The sequence below is a fragment of the Pseudomonas putida group bacterium ESBL64 genome (assembly GCF_045277175.1).
GTDB lineage: Bacteria > Pseudomonadota > Gammaproteobacteria > Pseudomonadales > Pseudomonadaceae > Aquipseudomonas > Aquipseudomonas alloputida.
Genome location: NZ_CP145799.1, coordinates 443,745 through 467,765 on the forward strand (window position 1 = coordinate 443,745; position 24,021 = coordinate 467,765).

Annotated in this window: 19 protein-coding genes; 8 read left to right on the top strand and 11 right to left on the bottom strand. The window is 63.0% G+C overall.

The window, feature by feature from the left end; all coding sequences use genetic code 11:
• Nucleotides 1-3: 3 nt before the first annotated feature.
• The 3 genes from V6093_RS01970 to V6093_RS01980 all read right to left on the bottom strand — a co-directional run bounded on the left by V6093_RS01970 (nucleotide 4) and on the right by V6093_RS01980 (nucleotide 4,775).
• Nucleotides 4-1,011: a FecR family protein gene (locus V6093_RS01970; protein WP_047603861.1), complete on the bottom strand. Its 1,008-nt coding sequence runs from the start codon at nucleotides 1,009-1,011 to the stop codon at nucleotides 4-6.
• Between the two features lie 279 nt (nucleotides 1,012-1,290).
• Nucleotides 1,291-3,060 carry an acyl-CoA dehydrogenase C-terminal domain-containing protein gene (locus tag V6093_RS01975; protein WP_003247803.1) on the bottom strand — a complete coding sequence of 590 codons (1,770 nt, stop codon included), beginning with the start codon at nucleotides 3,058-3,060 and terminating at the stop codon, nucleotides 1,291-1,293.
• A gap of 92 nt (nucleotides 3,061-3,152) precedes the next feature.
• Nucleotides 3,153-4,775: an acyl-CoA synthetase gene (locus V6093_RS01980; protein WP_003247805.1), complete on the bottom strand. Its 1,623-nt coding sequence runs from the start codon at nucleotides 4,773-4,775 to the stop codon at nucleotides 3,153-3,155.
• A 193-nt stretch (nucleotides 4,776-4,968) separates the two neighbouring features.
• Here V6093_RS01980 and V6093_RS01985 point away from each other — a divergent pair, with 193 nt between their 5' ends.
• The 6 genes from V6093_RS01985 to V6093_RS02010 all read left to right on the top strand — a co-directional run bounded on the left by V6093_RS01985 (nucleotide 4,969) and on the right by V6093_RS02010 (nucleotide 12,015).
• Complete coding sequence (locus V6093_RS01985; RefSeq protein ID WP_033726412.1) at nucleotides 4,969-6,375, top strand: sensor histidine kinase; 1,407 nt, start codon at nucleotides 4,969-4,971, stop codon at nucleotides 6,373-6,375.
• Between the two features lie 9 nt (nucleotides 6,376-6,384).
• On the top strand, nucleotides 6,385-7,017 hold the full coding sequence (locus tag V6093_RS01990) for a response regulator transcription factor (RefSeq protein WP_014860281.1): 633 nt from the start codon (nucleotides 6,385-6,387) through the stop codon (nucleotides 7,015-7,017).
• 180 nt (nucleotides 7,018-7,197) lie between these two features.
• Nucleotides 7,198-7,671 (top strand): MarR family winged helix-turn-helix transcriptional regulator, encoded by a 474-nt coding sequence (locus V6093_RS01995; RefSeq protein ID WP_003247811.1) that lies wholly within the window; start codon nucleotides 7,198-7,200, stop codon nucleotides 7,669-7,671.
• Between the two features lie 30 nt (nucleotides 7,672-7,701).
• Complete coding sequence (locus V6093_RS02000) at nucleotides 7,702-8,895, top strand: HlyD family secretion protein (RefSeq protein ID WP_265979985.1); 1,194 nt, start codon at nucleotides 7,702-7,704, stop codon at nucleotides 8,893-8,895.
• Nucleotides 8,892-10,427, top strand: a complete 1,536-nt coding sequence (locus V6093_RS02005) for a DHA2 family efflux MFS transporter permease subunit (protein WP_019751849.1) — start codon at nucleotides 8,892-8,894, stop codon at nucleotides 10,425-10,427. Before V6093_RS02000 ends, V6093_RS02005 begins: the two co-directional genes overlap by 4 nt.
• A gap of 841 nt (nucleotides 10,428-11,268) precedes the next feature.
• Nucleotides 11,269-12,015 (top strand): SDR family oxidoreductase, encoded by a 747-nt coding sequence (locus tag V6093_RS02010; protein WP_265980145.1) that lies wholly within the window; start codon nucleotides 11,269-11,271, stop codon nucleotides 12,013-12,015.
• 9 nt (nucleotides 12,016-12,024) lie between these two features.
• Here the strand turns inward: V6093_RS02010 and V6093_RS02015 are convergent, their stop codons facing one another.
• The 5 genes from V6093_RS02015 to V6093_RS02035 all read right to left on the bottom strand — a co-directional run bounded on the left by V6093_RS02015 (nucleotide 12,025) and on the right by V6093_RS02035 (nucleotide 19,097).
• The gene (locus V6093_RS02015; RefSeq protein ID WP_047603857.1) at nucleotides 12,025-14,091 is read right to left on the bottom strand and encodes a PAS domain-containing protein; all 2,067 of its coding nucleotides are present in this window, start codon (nucleotides 14,089-14,091) and stop codon (nucleotides 12,025-12,027) included.
• Nucleotides 14,092-14,153: 62 nt separating this feature from the next.
• Nucleotides 14,154-15,815, bottom strand: a complete 1,662-nt coding sequence (locus V6093_RS02020; RefSeq protein ID WP_265980142.1) for a PAS domain-containing sensor histidine kinase — start codon at nucleotides 15,813-15,815, stop codon at nucleotides 14,154-14,156.
• A 57-nt stretch (nucleotides 15,816-15,872) separates the two neighbouring features.
• On the bottom strand, nucleotides 15,873-17,282 hold the full coding sequence (gene mapR, locus V6093_RS02025; protein ID WP_054889555.1) for a GntR family transcriptional regulator MpaR: 1,410 nt from the start codon (nucleotides 17,280-17,282) through the stop codon (nucleotides 15,873-15,875).
• Nucleotides 17,283-17,332: 50 nt separating this feature from the next.
• Nucleotides 17,333-18,736, bottom strand: a complete 1,404-nt coding sequence (ccoG, locus tag V6093_RS02030) for a cytochrome c oxidase accessory protein CcoG (protein ID WP_108078115.1) — start codon at nucleotides 18,734-18,736, stop codon at nucleotides 17,333-17,335.
• A 121-nt stretch (nucleotides 18,737-18,857) separates the two neighbouring features.
• Nucleotides 18,858-19,097, bottom strand: coding sequence for a DUF3203 family protein (locus tag V6093_RS02035; protein ID WP_003247835.1), 240 nt, complete (start codon nucleotides 19,095-19,097; stop codon nucleotides 18,858-18,860).
• Nucleotides 19,098-19,266: 169 nt separating this feature from the next.
• Here V6093_RS02035 and V6093_RS02040 point away from each other — a divergent pair, with 169 nt between their 5' ends.
• On the top strand, nucleotides 19,267-19,785 hold the full coding sequence (locus V6093_RS02040) for an MgtC/SapB family protein (protein WP_012052114.1): 519 nt from the start codon (nucleotides 19,267-19,269) through the stop codon (nucleotides 19,783-19,785).
• A 532-nt stretch (nucleotides 19,786-20,317) separates the two neighbouring features.
• Here V6093_RS02040 and V6093_RS02045 read toward each other — a convergent pair.
• The 3 genes from V6093_RS02045 to V6093_RS02055 form a co-directional block, all read right to left on the bottom strand.
• On the bottom strand, nucleotides 20,318-21,217 hold the full coding sequence (locus tag V6093_RS02045; protein WP_003247838.1) for a hydroxymethylglutaryl-CoA lyase: 900 nt from the start codon (nucleotides 21,215-21,217) through the stop codon (nucleotides 20,318-20,320).
• A 19-nt stretch (nucleotides 21,218-21,236) separates the two neighbouring features.
• Complete coding sequence (locus tag V6093_RS02050) at nucleotides 21,237-21,635, bottom strand: MerR family DNA-binding transcriptional regulator (protein WP_003247847.1); 399 nt, start codon at nucleotides 21,633-21,635, stop codon at nucleotides 21,237-21,239.
• 75 nt (nucleotides 21,636-21,710) lie between these two features.
• Nucleotides 21,711-22,589 carry a helix-turn-helix domain-containing protein gene (locus tag V6093_RS02055; protein WP_003247849.1) on the bottom strand — a complete coding sequence of 293 codons (879 nt, stop codon included), beginning with the start codon at nucleotides 22,587-22,589 and terminating at the stop codon, nucleotides 21,711-21,713.
• Nucleotides 22,590-22,761: 172 nt separating this feature from the next.
• On the opposite strand from V6093_RS02055, the gene pobA reads away from it, so the two are divergent.
• A complete protein-coding gene (gene pobA / locus V6093_RS02060; RefSeq protein WP_014753390.1) occupies nucleotides 22,762-23,949 on the top strand; it encodes a 4-hydroxybenzoate 3-monooxygenase in 1,188 nt (395 codons plus the stop codon).
• Nucleotides 23,950-24,021 lie beyond the last annotated feature (72 nt).

Genomic DNA, 24,021 nt, shown 5'->3' on the forward strand with positions numbered 1-24,021 from the left:
GCGTCAGCCCTTGTCGGGCGGCGGCGAGATGCGATTGAGCACGGTGCTGCCGTCCTTGCTGCGGGTCAGGTAGACCGGCAGGACTTTGGGCAGGTTGTTGACCAGGCGCCCCACCTCACGGGTGTTGTAGATGCCGCTGATGCGAATGCGGCCGGTGCTGGCATCGGCCAGTCGCAGCGGGGCGTCGAGGTAGCGGTTTATCACCGGCAGCGCCTGTTCCAGGCTCAGGTTGTCGAGCACCAGCTTGCCGCTGCGCCATGCCAGGCTGTTGCCATAGTCGTCGCTTTGCTCCAGCTGCGGCTCGAAGTCGCCCTTGTGGTAGCTGGCCTGCATGCCAGGGCCAAGGCGGTAGCCACCGGCATTGCCCTCACTGGACACCAGCACTGAACCTTCCACCAGGGTGACCTTCACCTGGTCCTGGTACTTCCACACGTTGAACTGGGTGCCGGTGACCCGGGTCTGGCCACTGCCTGCACGCACGATGAACGGGTGGCTGCTGTCGTGTCGCACCTTGAAGAACGCCTCGCCGCGCTTGAGCGTGACCTGGCGCTGGTCCTTGTAGTTGAGGAAGGTGAGCTCGGTGTGCAGGTTGAGCTGTACCGTGCTGCCGTCGCTGAGCTCCACGGTCTGCATGCGGTCACCGGCTTCGACGTGCTGGTAGTGGTTGGGCAACCAGCCCTGTTCCCACCCCATCCAGCCGGCCAGCGGCAGCACTGCCAGGGCGATGGCCGCAGCAGACGCCAGCGGCCGCCAGTTGCGGGGGCGGGCGGCGTGTTTGGCAGGTGGGTTGAAGTCGATGACGGTGGCGCTACGCGGCAGCAGGTCGGCTGTTTGCCAGATTTCCAGCATCGCCTGATATTCTTCGGCATGCCGCGGGTCGGCCGCCAACCAGCCAGCGAATGCTTCACGCTCGGCCTGCGTGCAATCGTCGGCGTGCAGGCGCATGCACCAATGCGCTGCGGCGTCGGTGATGGCATCGTCTGGGCTGGGATTGAGGCGGTCGTGGTTCATTGCGGCTCCGGGTTTTGCGCATTCTACCCTTGCGAGAGTGCTCCCGAGAACCAATGTAATGGCGAATGACTATCAGTTGTGCCGGTTTTTCGTCGGATTGACCACGGTTTTTCAGCGTTTGAGAACCCTTCGCGGGCAAAAGACGATGTCTGCAATCGCTTCCGGGGCGGCCTGGTGCGGCGAAGAGGTCAGTGTTTGCAGTACCGATTCGGTAACCTGTACCGGCCCTCTTCGCAGCACACGGCTGCCCTTGCAACAAGCGCGTCAGTGACACACCGGTCAGAACTGTGCGGCCTCTAGCCCATAAAGGCTGCCACTACCGGCCCGAATGCTCGCCTCCAGCCCCAACCCCCGCGGCAAGACCCGCTGGAAATAGAACGTCGCACAGGCAAGCTTCGCACCATGAAACGCCTCGTCCTCATCACGTTTGGCCAGCGCCACCGCCGCCATCCGCGCCCACATGTACGCATAGGCCGTCAGCCCGAACAGCTGCAGGTACTCAACGGCTACCGCGCTGACCAGGTTGGCATCCTCGCCAGCCTGCGCCCGCAGCCAGCTGCTGGTGGCCTCGAGCCGCGCCAGGCTTGCCTGCAGGGCCTCGCGGTGCAAGGGCGCATCCACACTGAAGGCCCGCACTTCGCTGGCAAAGCTGGCCAACGCCTGACCACCGTCGGCCAGCACCTTGCGCCCCAGCAGATCAAGGGCCTGAATGCCGTTGGTGCCTTCATAGATTTGCGCAATGCGCACGTCTCGCACCCGTTGCTCCTGGCCCCATTCGCGGATGTAGCCATGACCGCCGTACACCTGCTGGCCAAGCACGCAGCTTTCCAGACCGTTGTCGGTGAAGAATGCCTTGGCCACCGGTGTCAGCAGTGCCACCAGGCGCTGGGCATGCTCGCGTTCGCCAGCGTCCTCGGCATAGCGCGCCACGTCCAGTTGCTGGCCAACGTAGACGGCGAACGCCCGACCTGCTTCGGTGAGGGTGCGCATGGTCAGCAGCATGCGCCGAACATCACCATGGTGGATGATCGGGTCGGCCACCTTGTCGTGTGCCTGCGGGCCAGTCGCTGCGCGGCTCTGCAGGCGCTCGTTGGCATAGCGGGCGGCGCTCTGGTAGGAGGCTTCGGCACAACCGATGCCCTGTATGCCGATGGACAGGCGCTCGTAGTTCATCATGGTGAACATCGCTGCCAGGCCCTTGTTCGGTTCGCCCACCAGGTAACCGATGGCACCGTCAAAGTTCATGACGCAGGTCGCCGAGGCCTTGATGCCCATCTTGTGTTCGATCGAGCCACAATGGACAGCATTGCGCGCGCCCAGGCGGCCATCGGCCTCGACCAGGAATTTGGGGACCAGAAAAAGCGATATGCCTTTGGCACCGGCGGGCGCATCCGGCAGCTTGGCCAGCACCAGGTGGACGATGTTCTCGGTCAGGTCCTGCTCGCCGCCGGTAATGAAGATCTTGCTGCCACTGATGCGCACGCTGCCATCGGCCTGAGGCTCGGCGCGGGTGCGGATCAGCCCCAGGTCAGTGCCGGCATGGGGTTCGGTCAGGCACATGGTGCCGGCCCAGCGGCCTTCGTACAGCGGTGGCAGGTAAGTGGCCTTGAGCGCTTCGCTGGCGTGGGCATCGATCGCCAGGCAACTGCCTGCGCTCAATGCCGAATACAGGCTGAAGCTGCAGTCAGCCGCGTAGAGCATCTCTTCGAACAGCACGCCGAGCATCTTTGGCATGCCCATGCCGCCGTGTTCCGGGTTGCCGCCCAAGCCGACCCAGCCACCTTCGCGGTAGGTGTTCCAGGCCTCGCGAAAGCCTTCGGGGGTGGTGACTTGGCCTGCGTCGAAGCACACACCTTGCTCGTCACCGTTGCGGCTGAGCGGGGCGATCAGCTGGCCGGTGACTTTTGATGCTTCCTCGAGAATGGCGTCGGCAGTGTCGGCATCGATGCGTTCGGCCAGGGCGGGCAGTCGGGCCCACAGGCCTGAAGCGTTGAACACGTCATGCAGGACGAAGCGCATGTCGCGCAGGGGGGCGGAATAGGTGGTCATCGGCAGCTCTTGCAATAGTGAGGGAGGGTTGGGCGTGCGCTGAACCTTCAGGCGCAGCCGTGTGCTGCGCCTGAAGGGGGGCGGCTACGGCATCAGAGGGCCTTGGCCCGGTCGCGCAGCACGTACTTCTGGATCTTGCCGGTCGAGGTCTTGGGCAGCTCGCCGAACACCACGGTCTTCGGCACCTTGAACCCGGCCAGGTGCTCGCGGCACCAACTGGTGATGTCGGCTTCACGGGTGTCCTCTCGGCCCGGCTTCAGGGCAACGAAGGCGCACGGGGTTTCCCCCCATTTTTCATCCGGGCGTGCCACCACGGCGGCTTCCAGCACTGCCGGGTGCTTGTACAGGGCGTCTTCGACCTCGATGGTGGAGATGTTTTCGCCACCGGAAATGATGATGTCCTTGAGCCGGTCCTTGATCTCGATATAGCCGTCGGCATGCCACACGGCCAGGTCGCCGGTGTGGAACCAGCCGCCACGGAAGGCTTCGGCGGTGGCTTCAGGGTTTTTCAGGTAACCCTTCATCACCGTGTTGCCGCGCATGAAGATTTCGCCCAGGGTATTGCCGTCGCGGGGTACTGGCTGAAGGGTTTGCGGGTCGGCGACCATCAGGCCATCGAGGGTCGGGTAGCGCACGCCTTGGCGAGACTTGATGCGTGCACGCTCCTCCAGCGAAAGCGCGTCCCATTCGTCATGCCAGGCACACACGGTCACCGGGCCATAAACCTCGGTCAGGCCGTAGGTGTGGGTGACCTTGATGCCCATTTCTTCCACGGCGCCGATGACCTTGGCCGGTGGAGCGGCGCCGGCGACCATGGCCTGCACCGGGTGCTCGATGGCTGCCTTGGCCGCCTCGGGCATGTTGACCAGCGCGTTGAGCACGATCGGCGCACCGCACAGGTGGCTGACTTTGTGCTCGCGGATCAGGGTCAGGATCTTCTGCGGGTCGACCCGGCGCAGGAACACATGGGTGCCGGCCAGGGCGGTGATGGTCCAGGGGTAGCACCAGCCGTTGCAGTGGAACATCGGCAACGTCCACAGGTACACCGGGCGGTGGCCCATGGCCCAGGTCATCTGGTTGCCCAGGGCGTTCAGGTAGGCACCACGGTGGTGGTAGACCACGCCCTTGGGGTTGCCGGTGGTGCCGGAGGTGTAGTTCAGCGATATGGCCTGCCACTCGTCATCGGGCCATTCCCAGGCAAATTCCGGGTCGCCTTCGTTGAGCAGGGCCTCATAGTCCAGCTGGCTGACCGCGCGGCCTTCGCCGTACTCTGGGTCATCCACATCAACCACCAGCGGCGGGTGTTCAAGCAGTGCCAGAGCGCCTTCGATGACCGCATGGAACTCGCGGTCGGTGATCAGCACTTTGGCCTCGCCATGCTGCAGCATGAAGGCGATGGCCTCGGCATCCAGGCGCACGTTCAGGGTATTGAGCACGGCACCGGTCATGGGTACGCCGAAGTGCGCCTCGAGCATGGTCGGGGTGTTGGGCAGCATCACTGCCACGGTGTCGCCACGGCCAATGCCACGGCCGGCCAGGGCGCTGGCCAGGCGCCGACAGCGTTGGTAGGTTTCTTGCCAGTTGCGGCGGATGGCGCCGTGGATGACGGCCGGGTAGTTGCCGTACACGGCAGCGGTGCGTTCGATGAAGCTCAGCGGGGTGAGGGCGACATGGTTGACGGCAGCGGGCATCAGGCCCTGGGCATAGATCGACATGCGGTAATCCTGTAAGGGAGGCAGACGCAGCCTGTGCACCTGGCCCCCGATGGCTGATTGTTAGCTCTGTTCAGGGTGCAGGGGGCGGACGGTGGGCCGCCCCCTCTGTCGCAGTTTTACGCGAGTCGCTATGGTATTAGGAATATCGACTATAGCAATATAGTAAAACTACTATAAAAATAGGCCGCCTACTGTGGATGACACTGCTTACCCTTTGCTTGCCAAAGACCCACAACCCAGTCTGTTGCTGGCCAGTGATGCAAGCCCGCTGGCACTCAACCCGGCATTGCAGGCCTGGGTCGCCGAAGGGCCTGAGCTGGCTTGCTGGCTGCCGGCCAATTGCGCGGCCCTGGTGCGTGCCTGTCTGCGCCAGCATCGGGCGATCAGCGATGTGGAAGTGCAGGTCGGCGAACGCATCGTGCTGTGGACGTTCATGCCGGACAACCAGGGCCAGCAGGTGCTGGGCCGCTGCCGTGATGCCAGCGAAGAGCGCCATGGCGCACGCGAAGCCAGCCGCGCCCGGCGCCTGTATCGGCTGATCATCGAAAACACCACCGACCTGATTTCCCGGCACAGCCCCGATGGCCGCTTTCTCGATGCCTCACCGGCAGCCTACCGCCTGCTCGGCCTGTGGCCCGAGCAGCTGCGTGGCATGCCTGTACATACCCTGCTGCATCCGCGCGAGCGGCGTCAGGTACTGCGCCAGGCCGCGGCCGCGCTGGACCAGGACGGCTACCACACGATGACCTGCCGGGTACGCCAGGCGACAGGTGACTACCGTTGGTTCGAAATTGCCAGCCGGGCGATCCGCGAGACCTACACCGGCGCGGTGGTGGAGGTGGTCAGCGTGTCCCGCGACATCACCTTGCGCATCGAAGCGCAGGAAAGCCTGGCGCACAGTGCCCGCCTCGCGACCTTGGGCGAGCTGGCCTCGGGCATCGCCCACGAGATCAATCAGCCACTGGCCGCGGTGGTCAACTATGCCAACGCCAGTCAGCGTTACCTGCAGGGCCTGGAACGTGATCCCCAGGCGCGCGAGCGGATTGGCCAGGGCCTGCAGCGTATCAGCGAGCAGGCCACCCATGCCGCCGAAGTGATCCGCCGTCTGCGTGCCTTTCTGCGCAAGGAACCGCGCCGCCTGCAGGCACTGGACGTGGCCGAGCTGGCCGGCGAAGCCATGCGCCTGTGCGCCTGGGAAGCCGCGCGGGACCAGGTGCAGGTGGAACTTCGCATGAGCGCTCAACTGCCCTTGGTGTATGCCGACCGGGTGCTGCTGGAGCAGGTGCTGCTCAACCTGCTGCGCAATGCCATCGATGCCAATCGCGAGCAGCAGGGTGAGCGGCCGTCACGTATCCTGCTCTGCGCGGCGCGCGATGGCGATGGGGTGCTGGTCGAGGTCGCCGACCAGGGCCCGGGCGTGGCACCCGAGCGGCTGGATGAAATCTTTACGCCGTTTACCACCAGCAAGGCCGACGGCCTGGGCTTGGGCTTGAGCATGAGCCGCAGCCTGATCGAAGGCTTCGGTGGCAGCCTGTGGGCGCGGGCGGGTGACAACGGCGGTCTGGTACTGTGCTGCCGGCTGGCGGTCAGCAGGGAATAAGGGGAGGCAGTGTTGCAAGCAAAAGTGTATGTGGTCGATGACGACCAGGGTATGCGCGACTCTACGGTCTGGCTGCTGCAGTCGGTGGGCCTGCAAGCCTTGCCATTCGCCAGCGGGCAGGCGTTTCTCGACGCCTGCGTCGATGATGGGCCCGCGTGTGTGCTGTTGGATGTGCGCATGCCGGGGCTGGGCGGGTTGGCTGTGCAGCAGGCGATGCGCGAGCGTGGCCTGATGGTGCCGGTGATCTTCGTCAGCGGTCATGCCGATGTACCGATCGTGGTGCGGGCGTTCAAGGCCGGCGCCTGCGACTTCATCGAAAAACCCTACAACGACCAGTTGCTGCTCGACAGCGTTCAGGCTGCGCTGGAGCACGCCGGGCTGGCGCGAGAGGGCGATCAGGCGCTGGCCTTGGTGCAGGCGCGCATCGACGGCCTGACGCCGCGTGAGCGAGACGTCTTCGTACCGTTGGCCCAAGGGTTGAACAACCGCGAGATTGCCGAGCAGTTGGGCATCAGCGTCAAGACCGTGGACCTGTACCGAGGCCGGGTGATGAAGCGGTTGCAGGCAGGCAGCCTCGCAGAGCTGGTGGGGATGGCGATTGCTTGCGGGGCAGTGGAGGCGCTGGGCCTGCGAGCGCGGTAGCCGCCTTTACGTAGCCCCTGGCAGGGGCGGCGTTGTGTGTCGCAATGGGCCGCAATGCGCGCCTGCTGGGGGCGGTGTGACAGCCAGAAAACACCCACTATTTCATAGCTAGCTAATGAAAGCTTTGACATTCACTGCCTAGGCAGTAATATTTCTACACACTTAACTGAGCAGCCAACGATGGCCCATTTTTCTCCCGAGAACTTCCAAACCTGCGCCATCGGCATGTTGCTTGGCCGTGCTGCGATTCTCAAAGACCGCATTCTTGACTGGCACCTGGAGTCAGAGGGCGTCACCGCCGCGCAGTTCAAAGTGCTGATCATCGTCACCCAGTACCAGGTGGATACCCCGGCCGAACTGTGCCGTTACCTGGGCCTGGACAGCGGATCGATGACCCGCATGCTCGACCGCCTCGAGCAGAAGGAGCTGATCGTGCGCAACCGCTGCGCCGACGACCGTCGCCAGGTGCGCCTGGCACTCACCGCCGACGGCCAGCGCCTGGCCAACCGCCTGCCGGAAATTGGCGCCGCCGCCATGAACGAGTTGTGCGGCGTGCTGGCACCAGAGGAGCTCAAGACCCTGGAAGGCCTGCTGGCCAAGGTGCTGCTCGGTGCTGGCGACCCGTTGACGATCCGCCGCTTCGGCGACCGTTGAACCCTGTAACGAATTATCCAAGGTATTGTCATGGCCTCTCCCGCAGACACCCCGACTCCCTCCGTCTCGCCCGAGCCGTCGCGCAAGCGCAAGGCTTGGTTGCTTGGCCTGCTGTTGCTGCTGATCCTGGCAGGGGTCGGCACCTGGGCCTGGTACAGCATTGTCGGGCGTTGGCACGAAAGCACCGACGATGCGTATGTCAACGGCAACGTGGTGGAGATCACCCCGCTGGTCGCTGGCACCGTTATCAGCATCGGGGCCGATGACGGCGACCTGGTCCACGCCGGCCAGGTGTTGCTGCAATTCGACCCGGCCGACAGCGAAGTGGCCTTGCAGTCCGCCGAAGCCAAGCTGGCACGCAGCGTGCGGCAGGTGCGCGGGCTGTACAGCAACGTCGACTCGCTGAAGGCTCAACTGGAAACGCGCCAAGCCGAACTGCGCAAGGCGCAGCAGGACTTCAACCGGCGCAAGGTGCTGGCTGACAGTGGTGCGATTGCCGCAGAAGAACTGTCCCATGCCCGCGACGACCTGAGCGTTGCCCAGGCCGCCGTCAACAGCGCGCGGCAACAGCTCAGCACCAGCAGCGCGCTGGTCGACGACACCGTGGTGTCCTCGCACCCCGATGTCATGGCTGCAGCTGCCGACCTGCGCCAGGCCTACCTCGACCACGCCCGCACCACATTGGTCGCGCCGGTCACCGGCTACGTCGCCAAGCGTACCGTCCAGTTGGGCCAGCGCCTGCAGCCGGGCACCGCGACCATGGCGGTCATCCCGCTGGATCAGGTGTGGATCGATGCCAACTTCAAGGAAACCCAGCTGCGAGAGATGCGCATCGGCCAGCCGGTGGAAATCACCGCTGATGTGTACGGCAGCGAGGTCAAGTACAGCGGCACGGTCGACAGCCTCGGGGCGGGCACCGGCAGCGCCTTTGCCTTGCTGCCGGCGCAGAACGCAACCGGTAACTGGATCAAGATTGTCCAGCGAGTACCCGTGCGCATCCACCTCAGCCCCGACCAGCTCAAGGACCACCCGCTACGTATTGGCCTGTCCACCGTGGTTGAAGTCGACCTGCATGACCAGAGCGGCCCGACCCTGGCCCAGCAGCCACCGCAGAAGGCCAGCTACACCACCCAGGTGTATGACCACCAGATGATCGAAGCCGACAACCTGATCGCCCGGTTGATTCACGAGAACAGTGCAACCGGCAAGACGGCGCAACGATGAGCAACAACGCCGCTGCCCAGTTCACGCCGCCAAGTCTGCTGCTGACCACCATCGGCCTGTCGCTCGCGACGTTCATGCAGGTGCTGGACACCACCATCGCCAACGTGGCCCTGCCGACCATTTCCGGCAACCTGGGGGTGAGCTACGAGCAAGGCACCTGGGTCATCACCTCGTTCGCGGTGAGCAACGCTATCGCCTTGCCGCTGACCGGCTGGCTGAGCCGGCGCTTTGGTGAAGTGAAACTGTTCATCTGGGCCACGCTGCTGTTCGTGCTGGCTTCGTTCCTGTGCGGTATCGCCCAGTCGATGCCCGAGTTGGTCGGGTTTCGCGTCTTGCAGGGTGTGGTCGCCGGGCCGCTTTACCCGATGACCCAGACTCTGCTGATTGCTGTCTACCCCCCGGCAAAACGGGGGATGGCACTGGCGCTGCTGGCGATGGTCACGGTGGTGGCGCCGATTGCCGGGCCGATTCTTGGCGGCTGGATTACCGATAGCTACAGCTGGCCATGGATCTTCTTCATCAACGTGCCCATCGGCCTGTTTGCAGCTGCCGTGGTGCGCCAGCAGATGCGTACGCGCCCGGTGGTCACCAGCCGCCAGCCGATGGACTACATTGGCCTGCTGACCCTGATTATCGGCGTTGGGGCCTTGCAGGTAGTGCTGGACAAGGGTAACGATCTGGACTGGTTCGAGTCGTCGTTCATCATTGTCGGCAGCCTGGTTTCGGTGGTGTTCCTGGCGGTATTCGTGATCTGGGAACTGACCGACCGGCACCCGGTGGTCAACTTGCGTCTGTTTGTGCACCGCAACTTCCGCATTGGCACCATTGTGCTGGTCGGGGGGTATGCCGGGTTCTTCGGTATCAACCTGATCCTGCCGCAGTGGTTGCAGACGCAGATGGGCTATACCGCGACTTGGGCGGGCCTGGCGGTGGCGCCGATCGGTTTGCTGCCGGTGATCATGTCGCCGTTCGTGGGCAAATATGCGCACCGTTTCGACCTGCGGGTGCTCGCTGGGTTGGCGTTCCTGGCGATTGGCACCAGTTGCTACATGCGTGCCGGTTTCACCAGCGAGGTGGACTTCCAGCACGTGGCCCTGGTGCAGTTGTTCATGGGGATTGGCGTGGCGTTGTTCTTCATGCCGACCTTGAGCATTCTGCTGTCTGACCTGCCGCCGCACCAGATTGCCGACGGTTCGGGGCTGGCTACATTCCTGCGAACCTTGGGCGGGAGTTTTGCGGCTTCGTTGACCACCTGGATCTGGATTCGTCGGGCGGATCAGCACCATGCCTACCTGAGTGAGCACATCAGCCAGTTCGACCCGACGACGCGGCATACCCTTGAGCAGTTGGGCGGGGCCAGCCCGCAGAGTTATGCGCAGTTGGAGCAGATACTCAACGGGCAGGCTTACATGATGTCGACGGTGGATTACTTCACCTTGATGAGCTGGGTGTTTGCCGGGTTGATTCTGCTGGTGTGGTTCGCCAAGCCACCCTTTACCGCCAAGGCGGGGCCGGCATCGGCAGGGCATTGAGCTAAACAAGGCAAGGTCCCGATGCTCTCGCTCTCGCTCTCGCTTCGGCTTTTGATTTTGCTTCTAAGCGCGCGATAGCCCAGGCGCCGCGGATTGCGACTTCAGGAGGCCGAGCGCAGGGCTTGCGAAGGGAGGTGACGGGCATGGATGCCCGTCAAGCGCTGGGCCCCAGGATGGGGCCTGCAGCGCGGTCCTCCCGGGAGCAAGCCCGGAGCGAGGGAACCCCGGAGCGTAGCGCAGGGGCCGGATGACAGGAGCCAGCGTTTTTTGGTTACTTTTTGTCGCGTTTGACAAAAAGTGACCCGCCGTAAGGGCGGAAAGGTGACTGTGCGCCACCTGCGTGAATGAATACCTACTCGATGTGAATGCCCACATCCAAGAAGCAAGAAGCAAGAAGCAAGAAGCAAATTCGTCTGTTTTGACTCAGCGAACAGTCCATTCGCGATGGCGACGCTGACTCACCTTTTCGCCCTTACGGCGAGTCACTTTTTGTCAAACGCGACAAAAAGTAACCAAAAAACGCTGCGCTCCCATCATCCGGCCCCTGCGCTGCGCTCCGGGGTCCCCTCACTCCGGCCTTGCTCCCGGCAGGACCGCGCCGAAGGCCCCATCCTGGGGCCTCAGCGCTTGACGGGCATCCATGCCCGTCACCTGCCTCCGCAAGGCCTGCGTTCGGCCTCCTGAAGTCGCGAAGATCAAGATCAAGATCAAAAGCAAGATCAACAGCCACATCAACAGCCACATCAACAGCAGAGGGTTGGCTGTGCTGATCTTCGTCATTCCAACGCAGCGCCATTTCGCCTATTGTCGATGCTCCCTTCCCCAAACCATTGGCAAACCCATGGAGAACGTCATTGTCATCACCGGCGGCAGCCGCGGTATCGGCGCCGCCACTGCGCTGCTGGCCGCCCGCCAGGGCTACCGCATCTGCATCAACTATCTCGCCGATGACCAAGCCGCCGAAGCCATCCTCAGCCAGGTCCGCGCCCTGGGCGCCGAGGCCATCGCGGTGCGTGCCGACGTCAGCGTCGAAGATGAAATCATCCAGCTGTTCCTGCGCGTCGACGACGAGCTCGGCCCGGTCACCGCACTGGTCAACAACGCCGGCACCATCGGCCAGCAGAGCAGGGTCGAGAACATGTCCGAGTTCCGTCTGCTGAACGTCATGAAGACCAACGTCGTCGGCCCCATGCTCTGCGCCAAGCACGCCCTGCTGCGCATGGCGCGCCGGCATGGCGGGCAAGGCGGGGCCATCGTCAACGTATCATCGGTCGCCGCACGCCTGGGTTCGCCCAACGAATATGTCGACTATGCCGCCTCCAAGGGCGCGCTCGACACCTTCACCATCGGCCTGGCCAAAGAAGTGGCAGGCGAGGGCGTGCGCGTCAATGGCGTACGACCGGGCTATATTCATACCGGTTTCCATGCGCTTTCTGGCGACCCGGATCGCGTCAGCAAGCTTGAACCTGGCTTGCCCATGGGCCGAGGAGGGTATCCCGAGGAAGTGGCCGAGGCCATCCTCTGGTTGCTCTCGGACAAAGCCTCCTATGCCACCGGCAGTTTCATCGACCTGGGCGGCGGGCGCTGAGCGCGCCCCTCAAGGTTCCAGCAGCTCGCGAACCCGCTCTGCCAGTGCTTCCAGTTCGAACGGCTTGGTCAACACCAACGTACCTTGCAGCGGTTGGCCGTCGCTGAGCGCCGCGCTCTCATCGTAACCGGTGATCAACAGCACCTTGAGGTCCGGGTAGCGCTCACGGCAGCGTTCGGCTACCTGGCGGCCATTCAGGCCGCCAGGCAGGCCGACATCGCTCAGCAGCAAGTCTGGCCGTTCGCCGCTTTGCAGGTGGGTGAGGGCAGACGGACCGTTCTCGAAGGCGTCCACCCGATAGCCCAGCTCTTCCAACACTTCGCCAATCACCAGGCGCAAGGCCGTCTGATCTTCAACCAACAGAATGCGTTTTGCAGTCTCGCTGCTTCTTTGCAAGAGCGCGCGCGGAGGTTTGCTGATTGGCGCCTGGGCTTGCTCGTGGTGGCGGGGTAACAGCAGCTCGATGCGGGTACCCTCGCCAGGCACCGACAGCACCCGTAATTGCCCACCCGACTGGCGCACGAAGCCATAGGTCATGGACAAACCCAGGCCGGTGCCCTGGCCCATCGGCTTGGTGGTGAAGAACGGCTCGACTGCGCGCTCGACAACTTCAGCCGACATGCCGCTACCGTTGTCGACGATGCTCAGCCGCACGAACTCGCTGGCCGGCAGTTCCAGTGCCACGGCCTGCTCGTCGTCAAGCTGCAGGTTGTCGCCAATGATCTCGATCACACCACCGGCAGGCATGGCATCGCGCGCGTTGATGCATAAGTTGAGCAAGGCGCTTTCCAGTTGGGGAGGGTCGATGAAGGTCGGCCACAGCTGGCTGGCAAAGCGGCTGCTCAGGGTAATCGCCGGGCCGATGGTGCGGCGCAGCAGGTCTTCCATGCCGGCCACCAAGGTGGCCACTTGCGTGGAGCAGGGTTGCAGGGTCTGCTGGCGGGAGAATGCCAGCAGCCGGTGCACCAGCGAAGAGGCCCGCTGCGCCGCGCTGCTGGACAGCTCCAGCAAGGGCGCCAGGGCGTCGAAGCGTGACTGCTCAAGGCGTTGCCGCATCAGCTCCTGGGCGCCCAGGATGCCGCCCAGCAAGTTGTTGAAGTCGTGGGCTATGCCGCCACTGAGCTGGCCTACGGCTTCCATCTTCTGTGCCTGGCGCAGCGCCGCTTCGGCCTTGGCCAAGCGTTCCTGCTCCTGTACTCGCTCACTGATGTCATAGGCGAACAGAAACGCGCCATGTACCTCGCCTTCTGGGTCGCGCAAGGCGTTGAAGCGCAACTCATAATGGCGCAGCGCGGGGGGCTTGCCGAAGGTGCCGATCTCGATGAACTGCTCGCCTGCCAGGGCGCGCTGCCACATCGGCAGAACAGGCGTCTGGCCGGCGGCGCCATCCTCGAACAACCCGGGCAGGTATTCGCCGATTTCGGGTGTACTCCCGTACAGCAGGTGGAAGTCATGCCTGGCCTGGCGATTGACAGCCAGCCAGCGCAGGTCCTTGTCGATCACATGCACATTGACCACACTGTGATCGACCAGCTCGGCAAACAAGCGTCGCTCCGCCAGTGCGGCATTCACCCGTTGTTCGAGCTCTTCGTTCAGGCGCTGCAGGGCCTGCTCTGCACGCCGGCGTTCGGTGACATCCTTGAACAGTACCGCTACCTGGCGTTTCTCGGCAGGTTCTATGCGAAAAGTGGTCACCGACAGCACGTGGCCCGTGGCAATCAGTTCCTGCTCGAAGTGCAGCGGTTCGCCGGTGCGAAGCACCGCGCCATAGCGGGCCACCCAGTCATCCGCCTCATCGGGCACCATCTCGCGCAGTTTTTGCCCGACCACGTTGGGGATGCCGGCGTGTTTGGCATAGGCTGCGTTGGCCAGCACGTGCACGTAGTCACTCAGGGGGCCATGGGGGCCATCGAAGAACTCGATGATGCAGAAGCCTTCGTCCATGGTGTCGAACAGTGAGCGATAGAAGTCCTGGTCGTGCGCCTGGTGGCTTGCAAGCCGTTGCTCCAGCAGTGTGTTCTGTCGCTGGAGGTCTTCGACTTGTTGGCGCAGTGAGTTCAGATCACGAGAAGGCATGCCTGCGTCCGGCCAATGAAAAGTCCTGACTTTAACGTGTTCACCTGCAGGCGAATAGCCACTCAGGGTGACTGGGCGGTGCTCCCCAGCAGCCGTTCAAGCGCCTGGGCAAGTGCTTGAAGATCGAATGGCTTGGCCAGCAGTTCGGTGCGCCGGTCGGGCCGCACTTTTGCCGTACTGTGCGCAAGGTCATAGCCTGTGATCAGCAGCACCGCTGCATGGGGGGCAATACTTCGACAGGCGTCCGCGAGTTGGTAGCCATCGATACCCCCAGGCAGGCCGACATCGGTGATCAGCAAGTCCGGTGCAGGGGCTTCCCGCAAGGCCTTGTATGCCTGCCGGCCATCTTCGAATGCCTGAACTTCATGGCCCTGATCTATCAATACCTCCAGCATGACCAGGCGCAGGGCCGGCTCGTCTTCCACCAGCATCACCCTGCACGCGCGCTGCTGAAGCGAGGCCGCAGGCGCAGGCCCCTCGACGTGGGGGCTGGGTGAAGCGGCGGCGATGCTTTCATCGCAGGGGAGATACAGGTTGATGGCCGTACCCTGGCCAGGCGTGCTATCGATGACCAGCTGGCCACCGGATTGCCGCACAAAGCCGTAGACCATCGACAGCCCAAGGCCAGTGCCCTGGCCGAGCGGCTTGGTGGTGAAGAAGGGCTCAAGGGCGCGCTGCATCACTGCTTTGGACATGCCCATGCCGGTGTCTTCAACGCGGATACGCAGAAACTGGCCAGTGGCCAGGCCCCGCTGTCTGGCTTCGGCGCCTTGCACTTCGACATTGGCGCAACCGATGCTCAAGGTGCCGCCAAGCGGCATGGCGTCACGGGCGTTGATGCACAGGTTGAGCAGCGCGTTTTCCAGTTGCTGTGCGTCTATTCGGATAGGCCATAGTCCGGCATGTGTCTGGTCGTGGTAGTCGACATAGGGGCCGGTGGAGCTGCTGATCAGGTCGTGCATACCGGCCACCAGTTGCTGCACATCGACCCGTTGCGGGACCAGCGTCTGCTGCCGTGAGAATGCCAGCAAGCGCTGCACCAAGGCTGCGGCGCGTTGGGCGTTGTGCCGGCTGAGTTCAAGCAGCTGCGCGGTGTCCGCCAGGCGTTGCTGCACCAGACGTTGCCCGGCCAGTTCCAGGGCGCCAAGGATGCTGGCCAGCAGGTTGTTGAAATCATGGGCAATCCCGCCGGTCAACTGGCCGACCGCCTCCATCTTCTGCGCCTGGCGCAGTGCTTCTTCGGCCTGCTGCAGGCGTTCCTGTTCGGTCACGCGCTGCGTGATGTCATAGGCGAACAGGTAGCCGCCCTGAATTCGCTGCTGAGCATCGAGCCACGGGTGGTAGCGAATTTCGTAGTGGCGTGGTGCGTCGTCCAGCCCGAAGGTGACGGTGTCGATGAACGCTTCCCCTGCCAGTATGCGCGGCCATATCGGGGCCAGGCGGCCCATGATGTCGGGTTGATCGGTCAGGAACTGGGGTACGTAGTCGCCAATCTGCGGCACGAAGCCTCGGTAACGTTCGAAGGTTTCGCGCGCCGTGCGGTTGATGGCCAACAGGCGCATCCTGCGGTCGGCAGCAAACACGTTGGCCGGGCTGTTGTCGAGCAGTTCTCCAAGCAGCCTGTCATACGCCTGGACGCTGTCTTCGCGCTCTGCCAGGCGTGCTTCCAGTTCTGCGACACGCGCTTGCAACTGGGCAAAGGACGCAAGCGTATCTGGCTGCATGACGAAGGCCTGATGATCGGATCGAGCAACTATAGTCGCCCCTCGGGCCCCTCGCTATCAGAACGAGCGAATGATCCGCCCGAGGGTTTCCATGGCCTGTTCGGCGCCGTCATGCCAGGGGCTGCCGTAGTTCAGGCGGATGCAATTGCCAAAGCGTCGGGTGGGCGAAAAGATCGGCCCAGGGGCGATGCTGATGCCTTGGGCCAGGGCCATGTGGAACAGCTTGAGGGCGTCCATCTGCTCGGGCAGTTCCAGCCACAGGAAGTAGCCGCCGGAGGGCTGGCTGACCCGTGTCTGCGCCGGGAAGTGGCGGGCGATGGCTGCCAGCATGTTGGCCTGCTGGCCCTCCAGCGCGTAGCGCAGCTTGCGCAGGTGGCGGTCGTAGCCGCCGTGTTGCAGGTAGTCGGCGATGGCCGCCTGGGCCGGCATGGAGGCACACAGGGAGGTCATCAGTTTCAACCGCTCGATCTTCTGCGCAAAGCGCCCGGCGGCCACCCAGCCAATGCGATAGCCCGGTGCCAGGCTTTTGGCGAACGAGCCGCAGTGCATGACCAGGCCCTGAGTGTCGAAGGCCTTGGCGGGTTTGGGCGCCTGTTGCGAGTAGTACAGCTCGGCGTACACGTCGTCTTCGATCAACGGCACCTGATGGCGTGCCAGCAACTCCACCAGCGCCTGTTTCTTGGCCTCCGGCATGCTTGCACCCACTGGGTTCTGGAAATTGGTCATGCACCACACGGCCTTTACCGGGTGCTTTTCCAGGGTCTGCGCCAGCACCCCCAGGTCCATGCCCTCGCGCGGGTGCACGGGGATTTCCACGGCCTTGAGCTTGAGCCGCTCCAGCACCTGCAGGCAGGCATAGAAGGCCGGGGCCTCGATGGCGACCAGATCGCCCGGCTGGGTCACGGCCTGCAGGCACAGGTTCAGGGCCTCCAGTGCGCCGTTGGTGATCAGCAGCTCTTCCATCGGCAGCATCAGCCCACCGACCATGTAGCGCAGGGCGATCTGCCGGCGCAGCTGCGGGTTACCGGGGGACAGATCGGTCACCACCATGCGCGGGTCCATGCTGCGGCTGGCACTGGCCAGTGAGCGGGACAGGCGTTGCAGCGGGAACAGTTCAGGGCTGGGAAAGGCTGAGCCGAAGGCAATGGTGTTGGGGTCCTTGATCGAGTCGAGGATCGAAAATACCAAGGCGCTGACGTCGACATCGGTAGACTCGCTCACCGGCTGCAGCGCCTGCGGCTCGCAGAACTGACGCGGAACGTGGGCGTTGACGAAATACCCGGAGCGCGGCCGGGCGCGGATCAGCCCGCGGCGTTCCAGCAGGTAATAGGCCTGGAACACGGTAGACGGGCTGACCCCGTGGGTCTGGCTGGCGTAGCGCACGGACGGCACGCGCTGGCCGGGGCCCAGCACCCCGGAGCGGATCAGTTCGGCAATGTCATCGGCGAAGCGTTCGTAGCGTTTCATTCTGGCCTTCTGTCCAAGCCTGGCAGGCAAGGTGGCGTGAGTGTAAGGGATCAGCGGTTCATGGGGGCGACGAAGCGACTGTGCGCCACGCTGCGGATAGCGGGGTCGTCACGCTCGCTGATTTCAAAGCTCAGCGCCTGCGAGCTGCTGGTCGGGCGCTCGGCGAGCATTGCCACCGACACCGGCAGTTCGCTCATTTCGCCAGCTGGGATGACCAGTGCGCTACTGCCCTGCAGGGTGAAACCGTCAGCGTCCAGCAGGCGCAATTGATAGTGCTGGGTACGTTCGGTCTTGTTGATGACTTTGAGCAGGTAAATGTTCTCGATCTGGCCTTGGGCGTTTTCGCGGAACAGGCCGCGGTCCTTGATCACATCCAGCGATACCATCGGGCGCATCTGCAGGGCCACCACCAGTGCCCCGATCATGACCAGCAGTGCGGCAGCGTAGCCCAACAGGCGCGGGCGCAGCCAGTGGGTGGTGCCGCCTTGCAGGCTGTGCTCGGACTTGTAGCCAATCAGGCCGCGGGCGTAACCCATCTTGTCCATTACCCCGTCACAGGCGTCGATGCACGCGGCACAGCCGATGCAAGCCATCTGCAAGCCATCACGGATGTCGATGCCGGTGGGGCACACCTGCACGCACAGGGTGCAATCGATGCAGTCGCCCAGTCCCTGGGCACCGACATCACTGCCTTTCTTGCGCGGACCACGGGCCTCGCCACGACGCGGGTCGTAAGCGACCGCCAGGGTGTCCTTGTCGAACATCACGCTCTGGAAGCGCGCATACGGGCACATGTGCAGGCACACCGCTTCACGCAGCAGGCCGGCATTGATGTAGGTAGCGGCCGTGAAGAACAGCACCCAGAACAGTGCCACACCGCCCAGTTGCAAGGTGAGCAATTCTGCGGCCAGTGGCCGGATCGGGGTGAAGTAGCCGACGAAGGTCAGCCCCGTGAGCACGCCAATGGCCAACCACAGGCTGTGCTTGAGCGTGCGACGGGCCAGTTTGTTCAGGCTCCAGGGCGCCGCGGCCAGCTTGATGCGCTGGTTGCGGTCCCCCTCGGTAACCTTTTCGCACCACATGAATAGCCAGGTCCAGGTGCTTTGTGGGCAACTGTAACCGCACCAGACGCGCCCGGCGTAGACGGTGATGGCGAACAGGCCAAAGGCACAGATGATCAGCAACGCCGACAGCAGGATGAAGTCCTGTGGCCAGAAGGTGGCGCCGAAGATGTGGAACTTGCTGTTTCCCAGGTCCCACAGCACGGCCTGGCGGCCGTTCCAGTTAAGCCAGGCCGTGCCGAAGAACAGCACGAACAGGGCGCCGGCAAAGCCGATGCGCAGGTTACGGTAAAGCCCGGTAAAGCTGCGGGTCTGGATGCCGCTGTCGGTGCGTCGCGCTTGGATGCTGGCTGGGGCGGTGGCGATCTCTGTAAAAGGGATTCTATCGTTCATGGTTCGGTGCTCATCAGGCCTCGATCAGGCATGAGCACTATGGCGCTGAAGCTGTTATCAGCACAGGTTCAGATTTTACGATAAAAACCATATCAGATTTGCCGCATGGCCCCGCCAGGCCTCATATCACCGAGCCTGGCGCGCTGGCCTTCAGATGCCTGCGGCTATCCACCGCACCCGCCACGGTCAGTGCATCGGCCTCGGTTTCGGTAATGGGCACGCGTTGGCCGGCCAGTATGGCCACCGACATACGCAACTGTTCGTCGGTGATGATCTCGATATCCGGGCCTTCGCCCTCGATGCGCAGGCCTTCGCCGATCAGTGTGCAGCGGCGGGTGGTTTCGTCGATTTCAATGGGCATGGTGGGGTCCTCCCGGGGTGATTACAGGGTGGACCGCGGTCAGGGGCCAGTTGCTGCATCAGCAAGCTGAGCGGCACTTTGCAGTACGTGTGACGGTCAACCATGCATAGGGCAGGCTTGCTGACGTGGCGGGCGGATTCATGAAGCTCAAGCAGGGGACACAACTGCGATGGATGTCATCTGGCAAGCAATCCAGGCGGAATTCGCCGATGTCACCGATGAGCGCGAGGTCACGCAAATCCTTGTGCGCTTGCTGATGGCTGCTGTGCTCGGCGCAGTACTGGGCTTCGAGCGCGAACACAAGGGCAAGTCTGCCGGGGTGCGTACCCACATGCTGGTGTCGCTGGGGGCCGCCCTGTTCGTGCTGGCGCCCAGTATGGCGGGGGCCGATGAACAGGCACTCAGTCGGGTGATCCAGGGCATCGTTGCCGGTATCGGTTTTCTCGGTGCGGGTACCATTCTGAAGGGTAACGGCCAGGACACCAGCCATGTGAAGGGCCTGACGACCGCTGCCGGGCTATGGATGACGGCTGCCATTGGCACGGCGGCTGGCATGGGGCGCGAAGCCACGGCGCTGATCAGCACGGTACTGGCCCTGCTGGTACTGGGCACGATGCCGTTGCTGGTGGAGAAGGTCGAAGGACAGAATGAGGAGAAGCAGAAGGAGGAAGAGGGCAGGAAGCACTGAGGGGAGCCGAAGCTCCCCTCAAAGCGTTGTTGCCTGCTCTTTTTTTATTATTGGGACCGGCCTTTTGTTGTTTTTGTCGGCTTGTCCTGGTGTTGCGGGCGACCCCCATGCGGGGTCAAGAGCAAACGTATTTTTTTGAGCGCTGACCTGCTTTCATCATTGCTGATCCGAACCTGGCTGCCGCTACCTTGAGGTAGTTTTATTGTTCTGTGCCAGACCGCGGGGCGAACCCCTGAAAAGCGTGTCGACTCCAAAAAAATCTGCTTGCTACGCCTCTGCCGTGTTGTTCTTGTTATGTCAGAGCCGTTACCTGTTGTTTTTATTGGGTATCGCGTTTTTTTTGTTCTTGTACCAGAGATATAGCAGGGTGCGTGCCAACTTTTAAAAACCCTTTAAAATCAATGATTTAAGAATTTTGGTCGACACCGCCCAGCCTGAAATTCTGCCGATTTGTTTCCCTGTTACCCGATTTTTTGCTGTGAAATGTGCGGGAGGTAACACTTCACCCACACCAATGTGACACCGGTGTGACCTATTGTGCGCTGCACGCCCGTGCTACCCGCGACCCGTTGTCGCGGCCCAGCACGCCGCTGATGCGCTGGCCGGCGGCTATCAGCCGGCCCAGGTCGATGCCGGTTTCAATGCCAAGCCCCTGCAGCAGGTACACAACGTCTTCACTGGCGATATTGCCGGTAGCACCCTTGGCGTAAGGGCAGCCGCCCAGCCCGGCTACCGAGCTGTCGAATACGCTGATGCCCTCGAGCAGGCTGGCATAGACGTTGGCCAAGGCCTGGCCGTAAGTGTCATGGAAGTGTCCGGCCAACTGCTCGCGCGGTACCTGGGCCGACACCACCTCGAACAGGCGTCGGGTGTCGCCTGCGGTGCCGGTGCCAATGGTGTCACCCAGCGAGACCTCGTAGCAGCCCATGTCGTGCAGGGCGCGGGCCACCGGGGCCACCTGCTCGGCGCTGACCTTGCCCTCGTAAGGGCAGCCAAGCACACATGACACATACCCGCGCACGCGCACGCCGTGGCTGCGCGCAGCGTCCATGATGGGTTCGAAGCGCTTGAGGCTTTCGCTGATCGAACAATTGATGTTGCGTTGCGAGAACGCTTCGGAGGCGGCAGCGAACACCGCTACTTCCTTGACCCCGGCAGCCAGGGCGTCCTCGAAACCGCGCAGGTTCGGCGCCAGTGCGGCATACGTCACACCGGGGCGCTGCTGGATGCCGGCGAATACCTCGGCAGAGCCGGCCATCTGTGGCACCCACTTGGGGGACACGAAACTGCCCACTTCTATATAGGCCAGGCCCGCTTCGGTGAGGTCGTTGACCAGGCGTACCTTGTCGGCGACGCTGATGGGCTGGGCTTCGTTCTGTAGGCCGTCGCGTGGGCCGACTTCGACCAGGCGGACGTGTTTGGGCAAGGACATGGCGGGTTTCCTGTGGCGTTCAGCGGTTGTCTTTGTTGTTCAGGGTGGCGGCCAGGGCTTGTTCGCAGCGCTCCTGGGCGGTGTCCAGTTCCAGTTGCATCTGGTGGATGTCCAGCATCTGCTGCTCCAGCTGGGCGCGGCGCTCGGCAATCTTCGCCAGCATGCTGTTGAGCTGTTTGAGGTTGCCGCTGGTGGGGTCATACAGTTCGATCAACTCGCGGCACTCGGCCAGGGAAAAGCCAATGCGCTTGCCGCGCAGGATGAGCTTCAGGCTGACCTTGTCGCGCGGTGAGTAGATACGTTCCAGCCCGCGACGCTCAGGGCTGAGCAGGCCCTGTTCTTCGTAGAAGCGGATAGCGCGGGTGGTGATGTCCAGTTCGCGGGACAGGTCGGAGATGCTGTAGGTCTGAGTGCTCATGCTCGGGCTCGGCGTGGGGTATGCGGATATCCTGAGGGCAGGTTGACGTATACGTCAAGAAGAGGCCGCCAAGGATTATTCCGACAACCCTGATCTGCGATACGCATTGGGCGTTTGCCCACTCAAGCGCTTGAACCACCGGGCGAAGTAGGTCGGGTCGGTAAACCCCAGGCTATCCGACAACTGCCCAATGCTCATCCGCGTGTAAATAAGGTTGCGTCGCGCCTCCAGCAACAACCGCTGGTGCACCACCTGCAATGCAGTCTGACCGCTCAGTGCCCGGCACAGCTGGTTCAGTTGCAAACTCGGAATATTCAGCCGCGCGGCAAAGTCTTCAACCGACAGATGCTCGCGGTAATGCGCTTCGACCAGGCGCAAGTATTGCCCCAGCAACAGGCGGTCACGTTCATCACGGTTACGCGGTGCCTGCCCTTGCTGCTGACGGCGGCTGATCCACACCATCAGCGCGGTCACCAACGCTTCCAGCATCGCGGCGCGTGCCGGGGCATTGCCTTGGTACTCCCGCTGCAAGGTGTCGACCAGGCTGCGCAGGTGCACGCGGTCATGGCCCAACGGATAACACGCAGGCTGTGCCAGCACCGTCAGTGGCGCGCCCAGGCGCTGTTCCAGGTTCGCTACAAGGGCAGTACCAAAGGTCAGGACATAGCCCTGGATATCGGCGCTGAAGCGAAAGCCATGCACGGTCATCGGTGGCACGACCTGGATCGCCGCTTCGCCGATGGCACTGCGCACGCCCTCGATCTCCACCTGGGCCTGGCCACGCTGTACATACAGCAGCTGGAACAGCTCGGCATGCTGGTGCGGCTTGATCTCCCAGTGATGCAGGCGGCTGCGTGCCGGGATCGACTCGCAGTGCAGCAGGTCGGTGCCGGGCCAGGCCTGATTTTCGCCATACAGCTTGAACAACGGGACGCCGGGGAGGGTGGATTTCATCTGGGTTGGCCTGTCCGTTAATCGAACGCTTTTCGTAAAAGTGCAGATTTTTTATGGAATAGCACACTTAAACGGCGTTTTCTGCCAGTAAAAATGCAATGGCAAACCCTAACAGCAGATGCCGCCCCGCTGCCAGTCCCAGGCCGGTATCGTCCGAACAGAGACAACAACAATGAAAACTCAGGTTGCAATTATTGGTGCAGGTCCGTCTGGCCTGCTGCTGGGCCAGCTGCTGCACAAGGCCGGTATCGATAACATCATCGTCGAACGCCAGACCGCCGAGTACGTACTAGGCCGCATCCGCGCCGGGGTGCTGGAGCAAGGCACGGTCGACCTGCTGCGCGAGGCCGGCGTGGCCGAGCGCATGGACCGTGAAGGCCTGGTGCACGAGGGGGTCGAGCTGCTGGTTGGTGGGCGCCGTCAACGCCTGGACCTCAAGGCGCTGACCGGTGGCAAGACGGTGATGGTCTACGGCCAGACCGAGGTCACCCGTGACCTGATGCAGGCCCGTGAAGCCAGTGGTGCGCCGATCATCTATTCAGCCGCCAACGTTCAGCCGCATGAATTGAAAGGCGAGAAGCCCTACCTGACGTTCGAAAAGGATGGCCGGGTGCAGCGGGTTGACTGCGACTATATCGCCGGCTGCGACGGCTTCCACGGCATCTCTCGGCAGAGCATCCCGGAGGGCGTGCTGAAGCAGTATGAACGGGTTTACCCGTTTGGCTGGCTGGGCCTGCTGTCGGACACACCACCGGTCAATCACGAGCTGATCTACGCCCACCATGCGCGCGGTTTCGCGTTGTGTAGCCAACGCTCGCAAACACGCAGCCGCTACTACCTGCAGGTACCTTTGCAGGATCGGGTCGAGGAGTGGTCTGACGAGCGTTTCTGGGACGAACTGAAAGCCCGTTTGCCCGCCGAGGTGGCGGCGGACCTGGTCACAGGCCCCGCGTTGGAAAAAAGTATTGCGCCACTGCGTAGCCTGGTGGTCGAACCCATGCAGTATGGTCACCTGTTCCTGGTGGGTGACGCGGCGCACATCGTCCCCCCTACGGGTGCCAAAGGTCTTAACCTGGCGGCCTCGGACGTCAACTACCTGTACCGCATTCTGGTCAAGGTGTACCACGAAGGGCGCGTCGACCTGCTTGCGCAATACTCGCCGCTGGCACTGCGCCGCGTGTGGAAGGGCGAGCGCTTCAGCTGGTTCATGACCCAACTGCTGCATGACTTCGGTAGCCACAAGGACGCTTGGGACCAGAAGATGCAGGAAGCTGACCGCGAGTACTTCCTGACCTCGCCGGCGGGGCTGGTGAACATTGCCGAGAACTATGTGGGGCTGCCGTTCGAAGAAGTGACCTGATCCGTCATTGCGCAAACCTGGCACTCATGCAGGGAGCAAGGGCTGCATTGGTCAGCGAATGGCTTGCCGGTA

Bases quoted from the DNA above. Each gene is read 5' to 3' on its own strand.
- V6093_RS01970 (WP_047603861.1), bottom strand. From the start codon at position 1,011: ATGAACCACGACCGCCTCAATCCCAGCCCAGACGATGCCATCACCGAC.
- V6093_RS01975 (WP_003247803.1), bottom strand. From the start codon at position 3,060: ATGACCACCTATTCCGCCCCCCTGCGCGACATGCGCTTCGTCCTGCAT.
- V6093_RS01980 (WP_003247805.1), bottom strand. From the start codon at position 4,775: ATGTCGATCTATGCCCAGGGCCTGATGCCCGCTGCCGTCAACCATGTC.
- V6093_RS01995 (WP_003247811.1), top strand. From the start codon at position 7,198: ATGGCCCATTTTTCTCCCGAGAACTTCCAAACCTGCGCCATCGGCATG.
- V6093_RS02000 (WP_265979985.1), top strand. From the start codon at position 7,702: ATGGCCTCTCCCGCAGACACCCCGACTCCCTCCGTCTCGCCCGAGCCG.
- V6093_RS02005 (WP_019751849.1), top strand. From the start codon at position 8,892: ATGAGCAACAACGCCGCTGCCCAGTTCACGCCGCCAAGTCTGCTGCTG.
- V6093_RS02010 (WP_265980145.1), top strand. From the start codon at position 11,269: ATGGAGAACGTCATTGTCATCACCGGCGGCAGCCGCGGTATCGGCGCC.
- V6093_RS02015 (WP_047603857.1), bottom strand. From the start codon at position 14,091: ATGCCTTCTCGTGATCTGAACTCACTGCGCCAACAAGTCGAAGACCTC.
- V6093_RS02020 (WP_265980142.1), bottom strand. From the start codon at position 15,815: ATGCAGCCAGATACGCTTGCGTCCTTTGCCCAGTTGCAAGCGCGTGTC.
- mapR (WP_054889555.1), bottom strand. From the start codon at position 17,282: ATGAAACGCTACGAACGCTTCGCCGATGACATTGCCGAACTGATCCGC.
- ccoG (WP_108078115.1), bottom strand. From the start codon at position 18,736: ATGAACGATAGAATCCCTTTTACAGAGATCGCCACCGCCCCAGCCAGC.
- V6093_RS02035 (WP_003247835.1), bottom strand. From the start codon at position 19,097: ATGCCCATTGAAATCGACGAAACCACCCGCCGCTGCACACTGATCGGC.
- V6093_RS02040 (WP_012052114.1), top strand. From the start codon at position 19,267: ATGGATGTCATCTGGCAAGCAATCCAGGCGGAATTCGCCGATGTCACC.
- V6093_RS02045 (WP_003247838.1), bottom strand. From the start codon at position 21,217: ATGTCCTTGCCCAAACACGTCCGCCTGGTCGAAGTCGGCCCACGCGAC.
- V6093_RS02050 (WP_003247847.1), bottom strand. From the start codon at position 21,635: ATGAGCACTCAGACCTACAGCATCTCCGACCTGTCCCGCGAACTGGAC.
- V6093_RS02055 (WP_003247849.1), bottom strand. From the start codon at position 22,589: ATGAAATCCACCCTCCCCGGCGTCCCGTTGTTCAAGCTGTATGGCGAA.
- pobA (WP_014753390.1), top strand. From the start codon at position 22,762: ATGAAAACTCAGGTTGCAATTATTGGTGCAGGTCCGTCTGGCCTGCTG.